The organism is Streptomyces sp. NBC_00310, assembly GCF_036208085.1.
Taxonomy (GTDB): domain Bacteria; phylum Actinomycetota; class Actinomycetes; order Streptomycetales; family Streptomycetaceae; genus Streptomyces.
On record NZ_CP130714.1, the window covers coordinates 8,002,082 to 8,014,072 of the forward strand.

7 protein-coding genes are annotated in these 11,991 nt (G+C 69.3%); all 7 read left to right on the top strand.

Annotation, left to right across the window (positions count from 1 at the left end; all coding sequences use genetic code 11):
* Window positions 1-275 precede the first annotated feature (275 nt).
* The 7 genes from OG202_RS35195 (at window position 276) to OG202_RS35225 (ending at window position 11,932) form a co-directional block, all read left to right on the top strand.
* Window positions 276-1,967, top strand: coding sequence for an extracellular solute-binding protein (locus OG202_RS35195; RefSeq protein WP_328224132.1), 1,692 nt, complete (start codon window positions 276-278; stop codon window positions 1,965-1,967).
* 27 nt (window positions 1,968-1,994) lie between these two features.
* Window positions 1,995-3,038 carry an ABC transporter permease gene (locus OG202_RS35200; RefSeq protein ID WP_326576560.1) on the top strand — a complete coding sequence of 348 codons (1,044 nt, stop codon included), beginning with the start codon at window positions 1,995-1,997 and terminating at the stop codon, window positions 3,036-3,038.
* On the top strand, window positions 3,035-3,997 hold the full coding sequence (locus tag OG202_RS35205; RefSeq protein ID WP_326576558.1) for a carbohydrate ABC transporter permease: 963 nt from the start codon (window positions 3,035-3,037) through the stop codon (window positions 3,995-3,997). Before OG202_RS35200 ends, OG202_RS35205 begins: the two co-directional genes overlap by 4 nt.
* A gap of 260 nt (window positions 3,998-4,257) precedes the next feature.
* Window positions 4,258-6,486 carry a 1,4-beta-glucanase gene (locus OG202_RS35210; RefSeq protein ID WP_328224133.1) on the top strand — a complete coding sequence of 743 codons (2,229 nt, stop codon included), beginning with the start codon at window positions 4,258-4,260 and terminating at the stop codon, window positions 6,484-6,486.
* Window positions 6,486-8,528, top strand: coding sequence for a beta-galactosidase (locus tag OG202_RS35215; protein ID WP_328224134.1), 2,043 nt, complete (start codon window positions 6,486-6,488; stop codon window positions 8,526-8,528). The genes OG202_RS35210 and OG202_RS35215 overlap by 1 nt, the downstream gene beginning before the upstream one ends.
* The gene (locus OG202_RS35220) at window positions 8,525-11,152 is read left to right on the top strand and encodes a glycosyl hydrolase family 95 catalytic domain-containing protein (RefSeq protein WP_328224135.1); all 2,628 of its coding nucleotides are present in this window, start codon (window positions 8,525-8,527) and stop codon (window positions 11,150-11,152) included. Before OG202_RS35215 ends, OG202_RS35220 begins: the two co-directional genes overlap by 4 nt.
* A 42-nt stretch (window positions 11,153-11,194) precedes the next feature.
* Window positions 11,195-11,932, top strand: coding sequence for a glycoside hydrolase family 12 protein (locus OG202_RS35225; RefSeq protein ID WP_327727599.1), 738 nt, complete (start codon window positions 11,195-11,197; stop codon window positions 11,930-11,932).
* Window positions 11,933-11,991 lie beyond the last annotated feature (59 nt).

The window sequence follows — 11,991 nt, forward strand, 5'->3', positions numbered from 1 at the left end:
CGTCATACAAGCCGGGACAGCGGCGGTCGGAAGGGTGTCTTCCGGTCCTCCACACCTCCGAGGAATCTGGGAATCGACCCTTGTGCACCCCCGGTCGTTCACTTAACCTCGCAGCAACATCGAAGCGCTTCGACTGCGGAGGGAAACGCTTCGCGTGCTCACCTCCCTCCGCTGTTCATCAGTTCCATCGCTTCAGCACAGCCAGTTCCACTCAAGACACCGCAGCCGACGGCCACCGCCGGGTGTCCTGGTGTGCGCCATGAAGGGTTGACGCAATGACGCCGAACTCCGCCACCTCCGCCGCGCCCAGCCGGAGAAGCTTCCTCGCCTCCACGGCGGTCGCCGCCGCAGCGGTGGCCGGGGGCATGCCACTGCTGTCCGCCTGCGGCGGCTCGGACAGCGGCTCGCGTGAGGGCACCACGTCGGGCAAGGACGCCCAGAAGATCCTTCCGGCGTACGTGGCCAGCAACGTGGTGAAGCCGGACATCCCGTCCAAGAACGGTTCGTCGATGGGCTTCACCGCCAAGCTCGACGGCGACGCCCTCAAGACCTCGGTCGCGAAGAAGCTCGGCAAGGGTGGCAAGGTCACCATCATGTCGCCGTTCTGGGGCTCGCCGCCGAAGGGTGACAACCCCTACTACACGGCGATGAACGACCTGATCGGCGTCGACGTCCAGTGGCGCAACCAGGACGGCAACACCTACGACCAGAAGCTCGGCGCGGTCCTCGCCTCCAGCGAGATCCCGGACGTGGTCGTCATCCCCGGCTGGAACATGATGGGCAAGATACCCAGCGCCATCACCGGCAAGTTCGCCGACCTCGGCCCGTACCTGTCCGGCGACAAGGTCAAGGAGTACCCCAACCTCGCGGCGATCCCCAGCGGTGCCTGGCAGCGCTCCATCTTCGGCGGCAAGCTGATGGGCCTGCCCATGCCCGCCCCGTCCGTCGCGACCATCGTGCCCCTCTACCGCCAGGACATCTTCGACAAGGAGGGCTACGAAGTTCCGCGGTCCGCCGACGAGTTCATGGCCCTGTGCAAGGACATCACCAATGCCCGCGCCAAGGTGTGGGCCTGCGGTGACATGAAGTGGACCGCGATGAACAACTTCGGGGTGCTCGGGGGCGGGGAGAAGCCGCTCTGGTGGAACATGGTCGACGGCAAGCTGATCAACCGCATCGAGACCCCGGAGTACCTGGAAGCCATCGAGTGGACGCGCAAGCTGTTCGCCGCCGGAGTCGTCCACCCCAATTTCAAGCTGGGCAAGAGCCAGATCGCCGACCCGGCACCCAAGTTCGCCTCCGGGGAGTTCCTGATCTGGGACAACAACATCGTCCACTGGTACGGCCAGCAGGCGTCCCAGGCCACCCAGAACCCCGACTTCAAGGTCTGGGGCATGGACATCTGGGGCCACGACGGCGGTGACCCGACGCTGTACGCCGCGAACCCGGCCGGCATCTTCGCCTTCGTCAGCAAGAAGGCCTCCGAGTCCGTCATCCGCGACGTGCTGGCGGTCGCCAACGTCACCGCGGCGCCGTACGGCACCAAGGAGTGGATGATGACCAACTACGGGGTCGAGGGAACGCACTACACGATCAAGGACGGCGTCCCGGTCAAGAACGACCAGGGCAACAACGAGGTCCTCAACGCCTACGTCATGGTGGCGAGCCCCGCCCCGACCACCGCCCACCCCGACCTGCCGGACTACACCAAGGCCATGGTCGAGTGGGAGCAGCGGATGGGCGCCTTCACCAAGAAGTCGTCCTTCTGGGGCCTGCAGATCACCGAGCCCTCCCGTTACACCAACCTGGCCAACGACTTCGAGCAGCTCGAGGACGACATCATCCGCGGGCACAAGAAGATCAGCGACATGCAGCAGGCCGTGTCCGACTGGAAGAGCAAGGGCGGCGACAAGCTGCGCGACTGGTACAAGAAGCTCCTCGACGAGAACGGCTCGGCGGCGAGCTGACCAGGATCTGAGGCAAGGAGAACGGCTGTGTCCCACAGCACGGTGCCTCGGAGCAGTGCCGAGGCCAGCACGCCGGAGAAGATCCCGGTGCCCTCCGGCAGCGTCACCGGCGCCACCGGCTCCCCGGGGAAACGCCCCCCGGAGAAGCTGAGCCTGAGGCTCAGGTTCCGACGCGACCGCGTCCTGCTCCTGATGACGCTGCCGGCCGTCGTGCTGGTCATGGTCTTCAACTACCTGCCGATCCTCGGCAACGTCGTCGCCTTCCAGGACTACGACCCGTACATCAGCGACAACGGCATCGTGTCCATGCTGAACAGCCCCTTCGTGGGTCTGGAGAACTTCCAGCGGATCTTCCAGGACTCGGCCTTCCGGAACGCCGTCGAGAACACGCTGGTGCTGTTCTTCGTCCAGCTCGTGCTGTTCTTCCCGATCCCGATCCTGCTCGCGCTGCTCATCAACAGCGTGGTCCGGCCCCGGGTGCGGGCCGTCGCGCAGGCGGTGCTCTACCTGCCGCACTTCTTCTCCTGGGTGCTGGTCATCGCCGTCTTCCAGCAGATGTTCGGCGGCGCGGGGATGCTCTCCCAGCTGCTCAGGGAGAACGGGTACGACGGCCTCGACATCATGACCAACCCGGACACCTTCGCCTTCCTGATCACCGCGCAGAGCGTGTGGAAGGACGCCGGGTGGGGGATCATCGTCTTCCTCGCCGCTCTGGCGTCGGTCCCCACGGACCATTACGAGGCCGCCGCGATGGACGGCGCCGGACGCTGGCGCCGCATGTGGCACGTCACGCTTCCCGCCCTGCGTCCGGTGATCGCCCTTCTCCTCGTGCTGCGCGTCGGTGACGCCCTGACCGTCGGGTTCGAACAGATCCTGCTGCAACGCGACGGTGTCGGACCGGGCGCGGGTGAGGTCCTCGACACCTTCGTGTGGTGGAACGGCGTGCGCAACCAGGACTTCGGCTACGCGGCCGCCGCCGGTCTCGTCAAGGGCGTGGTCAGCATCGGCCTGGTTCTCGCCGCGAACAAGGTGGCCCATCTCATGGGCGAGTCGGGGGTGTACAAGAAATGACGTCCGTGATGTGGGAACCGCGCCAGGACACCGAGCCGGTCCGGCAGGAGAAGACGCCCCGCTGGTGGCAGGCTCCGCCCCGACCGTCCTGGGAGGAGGAGCCCTCGAAGGCCGGCGTGGCGGGCAAGGGCATCGCCCTGTCGTTCGCCTGCCTGGCGGTCCTCTTCCCGTTGTGGATCGTGATCGTCACCAGCCTCTCGTCGCGGAAGACCATCGACGAGGCGGGCGGCCTGGTGATGGTGCCCAAGGGCATCACCTTCATCGCCTACGAGGAACTGCTCAGCGGCGGCCAGGTCACCCGCGCCGCGGTCATCAGCATCCTCGTCACTCTGGTCGGCACACTGTTCTCAATGACGGTGTCCGTCCTGTGCGCCTACGGCCTGTCCCGCACCGGCTCCTTCGGCCACAGCTGGATCCTGATGACGCTGCTGGCGACCATGTTCTTCAGCGCCGGCCTCATCCCCACCTACCTGCTGGTGCAGTCCCTCGGTCTGATGGACACCTATCTCGCGCTGATCCTGCCGAGCGCGGTGAGCATCTTCAACATCCTGGTGCTGCGCGGCTTCTTCATGGGGATCTCGCAGGAACTCATCGACAGCGCGCGCATCGACGGCGCCGGGGACTTCCGGATCCTCTGGCAGATCGTCATGCCGCTGTCGCGGGCGGTGCTCGCGGTGATCACGCTGTTCTACGCCGTCGGGTACTGGAGCGCCTGGTTCAACGCGTCGATCTACCTGAACGAGCAGGACATGATGCCGTTGCAGAACGTCATGATCCAGCTCGTGCAGAAGCAGGAAGCCCCGGTCGGCCTGAGCCAGGCCATCAGGACCGGTCAGCTGTCGGGGCTGGCCATCCAGATGGCCGTCATGGTCATGGCCCTCCTCCCCGTCGCCGTCCTCTCCCCCTTCGTCCAGAAGCACTTCAAGAAGGGCATGCTCACCGGCGCGGTCAAGGGCTGACCGGGGCGCCTGTGAACTCGGGGTGCGGGTCCGTCGGCGGCTGCGGGTGATTCGTGGCTGGTCGCGCAGTTCCCCGCGCCCCTGAAAAAGCGGGGCTGCGCCCCTGCTCTTTCGGCCCGGAAGGGCCGTAGGCCCTTGAGGGGCGCGGGGAACTGCGCGAGCAACCACCCACCACCCACCACCCGCAGCCGCCGACGAACCCAACCCCCCGAGCCACAAGGCGCCCACCCCGTACCCCTCCCCGCAAAACGAGGTATGTCATGCGCACCCCCAAGCCGAGCCGCCGCACCGTATTCGCCGGCACAGCCGCGGCCGCAGCCCTTACGGCCCTCCCCGCGCTGGGAACTCCGGCCCACGCAGCCGGAGCCCGAACCGGCTCGACCGCCGGAGGTTACCGCTGGCGCAACGCAGTTGTCGGCGGCACCGGCTTCGTCACCGGCGTCCTCTTCCACCCCTCCGTACGCGGCCTCGCCTACGCCCGCACCGACATCGGCGGCGCCTACCGTTGGGACGACCGGAAGGCACGCTGGACCCCGCTCACCGACCATCTCGGCTGGGACGACTGGAACCTCCTCGGCGTGGAGGCCATCGCCATCGACCCCGCCCACCCGAGCCGCCTCTACCTCGCCCTCGGCACCTATGCCCAGTCCTGGGCCGGCAACGGCGCGATCCTCCGCTCCGACGACCGGGGCGCCACCTGGACCCGTACCGACCTCACCGTCAAGCTCGGCGCCAACGAGGACGGCCGGGGCGCCGGCGAGCGCCTCCTCGTCGACCCCCGCGACAGCGACACCCTGTGGCTCGGCACCCGACACGACGGCCTGCTCAAGTCGACCGACCGGGGCGCCACCTGGACGACTGCGACCGGCTTCCCGGCGACCCCCAGCGGCTCCGGCCAGGGCGTCACCCTGCTCGTCGCCGCCGGACGCGTCGTCTACGCCGGCTGGGGCGACGCCGACGGCAGCTCGGGCACCGTGAACCTCTACCGGACCGCCGACGGCACCACCTGGGAGGCCGTCCCCGGCCGGCCCTCCGGCGCCTCCGCCAAGGTCCCGATCCGCGCCGCGTACGACAGGCACACCCGCGAGCTGTACCTGACGTACGCCAACGCGCCCGGCCCCAACGGCCAGTCCGACGGCAGCGTCCACAAGCTCCGCACCACCAACGGCAAGTGGACCGACGTGACCCCGGTGAAGCCGGGCGGCACCACGTCCGACGGCGGCGCCGACACCTTCGGCTACGGCGGGGTGGACGTCGACGCCCGCCGCCCCGGCACGGTGGTCGTGTCCACCAACAACCGCTGGGCCGACATCGACACCGTGTACCGCTCCACCGACGGCGGCCGTACCTGGACGTCCCTCAAGGACTCCGCCGTCTTCGACGTGTCCGAGACCCCCTATCTCAAGTGGGGCGCCGACAAGCCGAAGTTCGGCTGGTGGATCCAGGCACTCGCCCTCGACCCGTACGACTCCGAGCACATCGTCTACGGCACCGGCGCGACCCTCTACGGCACCCGGGACCTCAAGCGCTGGGCGCCGCAGATCCGGGGCCTGGAGGAGACGTCCGTGCGCCAGCTGATCTCGCCTCCGGTCGGAGAGGCGCACCTGATCAGCGGTCTCGGGGACATCGGCACGATGTACCACGAGCGGCTCACGGCGTCCCCGTCGCGCGGCATGGCGTCCAACCCCGTGTTCGGATCGGCGACGGGACTCGCGCAGGCCTCGGCGAAGCCGTCGTACGTCGTCCGCACCGGCTGGGGCGACCACGGCAACGGCGCGTACTCCCGCGACGGCGGGCGGACCTGGGCCCCCTTCGAAGCCCAGCCGGACATCGCCAAGGACGCACCGGGGCCGATCGCCACCAACGCCGACGGCAGCGCGCTGCTGTGGTCCTTCGTGCACTGGGACGGCACGAAGTACGCGGCCCACCGCTCCGCCGACAACGGCGCGACCTGGACCGAGATCTCCTCCTTCCCCAAGGGCGCCACACCGGTCGCCGACCCGGCCGACCCGACGCGCTTCTACGCCTACGACACCGACACGGGAACGCTGTACGCCAGCGCTGACAGTGGCCGTTCGTTCACCGCCCGCGCGACCGGACTGCCCTCCGGCGACAGCCAGTTCGAGCTGGTGGCGGCCCCCGGACGCACCGGTGACCTGTGGCTGAGCGTGAAGTGGAACGGGTTGTACCGGTCCACCGACGGCGGGGCGACCTTCTCGAAGGTCGACAGCTGCTGGGCCTCGTACACCCTCGGCTTCGGCAAGGCCGCCGACGGCGCCGACTACCCGGCGATCTACCTGGTCGGCTCGACCGAGACCATCACCGCCGTCCACCGCTCCGACGACGGCGCGAAGACCTGGACCCGCATCAACGACGACGCCCACCAGTGGGGCTGGACCGGTGAGGTCGTCATCGGCGACCCGCGTGTGTACGGCCGCGTGTACCTGGCGACGAACGGACGCGGTATCCAGTACGGGGAGCCGGTCTGATGCCGGAGACGACGCGACCGGAACCGGCGGACGCCACCCGGCCCGGGCCCCGGCACCGGTCCAGGCCCGGCCTGGGTGCCGCCACGCGCGGCCGTGTCCTCTTCGGCGGCGACTACAACCCCGAGCAGTGGCCCGACGAGGTGTGGCACGAGGACATACGCCTCATGCAGGAGGCCGGCGTCAACTCCGTCACCCTCGGCGTCTTCTCCTGGGCCAAGCTTGAACCCCGCCCTGGCGCACGGGAGTTCGGCTGGCTGGACACGCTGATGGACCTGATGCACGCAGGCGGCATCGGTGTCGTCCTCGCCACCCCCACCTCCTCCCCGCCTCCCTGGATGGGCCGCCTCCACCCCGAGACCCTCCCGCGCGACGAGAACGGGCAGGTCGAGTGGTGGGGCTCCCGCCAGCACTTCTCGCACTCCAGCGCCGTCTACCGCCGACACGCCGCCGCCATCACCGAGGACCTGGCCGCCCGCTACGGCGGCCACCCGGCCCTCACCATGTGGCACATCAACAACGAGTACTGCACCTACGACTGGGGCGACGAGGCGGCGGTCACCTTCCGCGACTGGCTCCGGAAGAAGTACGGCACGCTCGACGCGCTCAACGAGGCCTGGGGGACGGCCTTCTGGAGCCAGGGCTACGACGGCTGGCACGAGATCCTCCCGCCGCGCCGCGCCCACTACATGAAGAACCCCACGCACGTGCTCGACTTCAAACGCTTCACGAGCGACATGCTGCTGGAGTGCTACGTCATCGAGCGCGACATCGTCCGCCGGCACACCCCGCACCTCCCGGTCACCACCAACTTCATGCCGATGTGGGTGGGCCAGGACGCGTGGCGCTGGGCCGAGGAGGAGGACGTGGTCTCGGTCGACATCTACCCGGACCCGCGTGACCCGTTCGGCGCACAAAACGGGGCCCTGGTCCAGGACATGACGCGCTCCCAGGCGGGCGGCGGCCCGTGGATGCTCATGGAGCAGGCCGCGGGGCCGGTCAACTGGCGCGGCGTCAACCATCCCAAGCCCCGTGGCCTCAACCGCCTGTGGTCCCTCCAGGCCGTCGCCCGAGGCGCGGACGCCGTCTGCTACTTCCAGTGGCGGCAGTCCCGGCAGGGGTCGGAGAAGTTCCACTCCGGCATGCTCAGCCACGCGGGCGAACAGGGCCGCACCTATCAGGAGGTCAAGCGGATCGGGGCCGAACTGGCCGCCATCAGCCGCGAGGTGACGGGACATCACATTCAGGCGGACGTGGCCGTGTTGTTCGACTGGAACTCCTGGTGGGCCGGTGCCCAGGACGGCCGTCCGTCGTCCGAGGTGGACCTTTCCCAGGTCGTCCGCTCCTGGCACCGCGCCCTCTGGGAGTCGAACCTCACCACCGCCTTCGCCCACCCCGAGCACGGCCTCTCCGCGTACAGGCTCGTCGTCGTACCGCAGCTGTACCTGCTCACGGACCCGGCCATCGAGAACCTCCTCGCGTACGTACGAGGCGGCGGCACCCTCGTCAGCGGCTTCCTGACCGGCATCGCCGACGAGGACGACCGCGTACGCCCCGGCGGTATGGACGCGCGACTCCGCGACCTCTTCGGCATCCGCACCCTGCACGAGTGGTGGCCGCTGGACGCGGGGGAGGAGGTCGAGTGCGACGGCTCCCGGGGGGCCTTCCGGGGGACGCTGTGGTCCGAGGAGATCGAGGCGGCGGACGTGGACGAGGTCGTCCCCTACAAGGGCGGCGAACTCGACGGACTCCCGGCGGTGCTGCGGAAGGGGCGCGCCTGGTACGTCTCCACGCTGCCCGAACCGGGCGAGCTGCGTGCCCTGTTGGCGCGGGTCGCCTCCGACGCGGGGGTGCGGCCGGTGCTGGACGGACTGCCCGACGGGGTCGAGGCGGTGCGGCGCGGCGGGGTGCTCTTCGTGCTCAACCACGGCCGCGACGAGGTCGTCGTCGACGTCCCGGGCATCCATCGCGACCTGCTGACGGGGGCGACCGTCACCGGATCGCTGGCGCTCGGCCGGTACGGAGTGGCGGTGCTGAAACCATGACCACGACCACGGGCGGGACGCCTTCCGGCGGGACGACTTCGCGTGACAAGGCCGCGCGTGACAAGGCCGCGCGTGACAAGGCCGCGCGTGACAAGGCCAGGCATGCGGGCCGGCACGGCACGTGGGAACCTCGCCCCGCCGCCCGCTGGGAGGACGCCTTCCTCAGCGGCAACGGCCGACACGGCGCCCTGGTGTTCGGCGATCCGGACGACGACCGCGTCATCGTCAACCACCACACCCTCGTGCGCCCCAACGGCGGAGAGACCGCCAGGCCACCGCACCTCGCCGCCGAACTCGCCTCGCTCCAGGACCGGTTGCTCGCCGGCGACCTGACCGCCGCCGAAGGGTTCACGGACGGGCGCGAGTTGCAGTGGGTGCAGCCCTTCCATCCGGCGTTCCAGGTGCGGCTGAGACGAGCGGACAGAAACGGGGAGAGGAACGGGGACAGAAACAGGGACAGCGACAGGGACAGAAACAGGGACAGAAACAGGGACGGCGACAGGGGCGGCGACAGGGGCGAGGAGGGGGACGGGAGCGGGGGCTGGGGCTGGGGTGGGCGTGGCTACCGCCGTTCGGTCGACTTCACCACCGGTGTCGTCGAGACGGAGTGCGAGGACCTGCGCAGCCGGGTCTTCGTCTCGCGTGCGGACGACGTGATCGTCCAGTGCGTCTCGGGGCACCGGCTCACGCTGGACATCGACCTCGACCACCGGCTGCCGGGCGCACCCCCGGCCCTGAAGATCGGTTACGGCGCGGTCCTCACCCCCGAGGGCGCCCTCCTGAGCCTGCGCGCCCGCTACCCGGGCGGCGACCGCGCATACACCGGCACCACACTCGTCGCCGTCACCGGCGGCCACACGACCCTCACCCCGCCCGGCATGCACGTGGAACGGGCGCGGTCCGTACTGCTGCTGACCCGGGTGCGTCGGCATACGGGCGAGCTGGACGCGGTGGCCGAGGGACAGGCGCTCAGGGCACTGCTGGCGGATGGCTCGGAGCCATATGCCCGGCTCCTCGACCGGCATGTGGGGCTGCACCGGCCGGCGTATGAGCGGGTGTCGTTGGAGCTCGGGGGCGAGGGGAAAGAAAGCGAAGGTTCGTTTTCGGACGCCGGGCAGAACGAAGGCTCGCGCTCGGAAGTCAGCCAAAACGAGGGTTCGTTCCCACGAAGCGGCCCACGCCACCAAGGTGCGTTCCCGGCACGCGCCGCCGAAAACGAAGGTTCGTTCCCGCACCCCGCCACGCAAAACGAAGGTTCGTTCCGCAACACCCCCCAAAACGAACGTTCCCTCCCCGGCTCCGAGCTGATCCGCCGCCCGCACAGCCCCGCCCTCCTGGAACGTCTCTTCGCCGCAGGCCGCTACCACCTCCTCTCCTCCAGCGGGCTGTTCCCGCCCCGGCTGGTCGGCCTGTGGACCGGTGACTGGAACACGGCGTGGGCGGGGGCGTTCACCAACGACGCCAACCTCAACCTGCAGACGTCGTCCGCGGCGGCCGCCGCGCTGCCCGAGGTCACCGAGGCACACGCGTCCCTGATCCATGGTCAGCTCGACGACTGGCGGGACAACGCCAGGACGATCTTCGGCGCCCGGGGTGTCGTCGCCCCGCCGCACTCCGACGGGGAGAGCGGGCTGACGTACCACTTCAGCCGTGAGTACCCGCTGCATCTGTGGACGGCGGGGGCGGACTGGCTGCTGAAGCCGCTGGTCGACCACGACGAGACCCGGGGCGAACGCGACCCGCGCACCGCGGCCGCGCTGGCCGAAGTCGCGCTGTTCTACGAGGACTTCCTCACCCGCGTCGACGCCGACGGGAACCTCGTCGTCGTCCCCTCCTACTCGCCCGAGAACCGTCCCGCGAACGCGAGCTGGGGTGCGATCAACGCGGCCATGGACCTGTCGGCCGCCCGGCACGCCCTGCTCACGGCCGCCGAGTACCACGCCGACCGGCCCGAGCGCGCGGACCGCTGGCGCGCGCTCGCCGACCGGCTGCCGCCCCATCGCGTCAACGCCGACGGCGCGCTCGCCGAGTGGGCCTGGCCGGGCCTCGACGACACCTACGACCACCGTCACCTGAGTCACCTCTACGGCGTCTGGCCGCTGGACGAGATCAACCCGTACGACACCCCCGAGCTGGCGACCGCCGCCCACCGTGCCCTCGAACTCCGCGGCGCCGAGAACGACTCGGCCCACGGCCATCTGCACCACGCCCTCGTCGCGGCCCGCTTGCGCGACGCCGACCGGGTCGCGCACGCCCTCGGCCAGGTCCTCGGCGGGGACTTCTTCCACGCCTCCCTGATGAGCGCCCACTACCCGAAGCGGGACGTCTACAACGCGGACGCCGCCCACACCCTGCCCGCCGTGCTGATCGAGATGCTCGTGCAGTCGACACCGGACCGCCTGGTGCTGCTGCCCGCCCTCCCGGCGCTCTGTCCGGCAGGCCGGCTGCGAGGCGTCCGCACAAGGTTCGGGGCCGAACTCGACCTGACCTGGAGCCCACAGAAAGCGACAGCGGTGATCCGCCCCACCCGGACCTGCCGCGTCGAACTCCGGACTTCCTCCGGCGCCGAGTCGCTCGACCTCGTCGCCGGAGAAGACCACGCCCTGTTGTTGGAGGTGTGGTAACCCCCGCATTTCCCCCCACCCATGGAAGGAACACGACACCCCATGGCAACACGCACCCGCACCCGTACCCGCACTCGTACCCTGGGCCGGATCGGCAAGGCCCTGCTGGCACCCGCGCTCGCGCTCGGCGCCACCATCGGCCTCGCCTCCGCCCCCGCCTCGGCCGCAGTCTGGAACTCCTGCGACCAGTGGGGCAACACGAGCCTCAACGGCTACACGCTCTACAACAACATCTGGGGCTCCGGCGCCGGCAGCCAGTGCATCTGGGCCAACTCCGGTACGAACTGGGGGGTCTGGGCCAACCACCCCAACACCGGCGGCATCAAGTCGTACCCCAACTCCAAGAAGGTGATCAACAAGACGATCACCTCGCTCGGCTCGCTCAACAGCAGCTACAACGTCACGGTCCCGTCGTCCGGCGCGTACAACACGTCGTACGACATCTGGGACACGGACTACGACTACGAGATCATGCTCTGGGTCAACTACAACGGAGCCGTCGGCCCGCTCGGCACCTCGCAGGGCAACGTGACGCTCGGCGGCCACACCTGGACCGTCTACAAGGGCAGCAACGGCGCGAACGAGGTCTTCTCGTTCCTGCGGACCTCCGACTCCAACTCCGGCACCGTCCAGATCCTCCCCATCCTCAAGTGGATCAAGGACACCAAGGGCTGGATGGGCAACGAGACCATCGGCGACGTGCAGTTCGGCTTCGAGATCACCTCGTCGTCCGGCGGCCTGGACTTCGCCACCAACAACCTGACCGTCAGCAGCAGCTGACGGTCGACGGCGGTTGAGCCGTATACAGGTCCGAGCCGGTGCCGTACCCCCATGCGGCA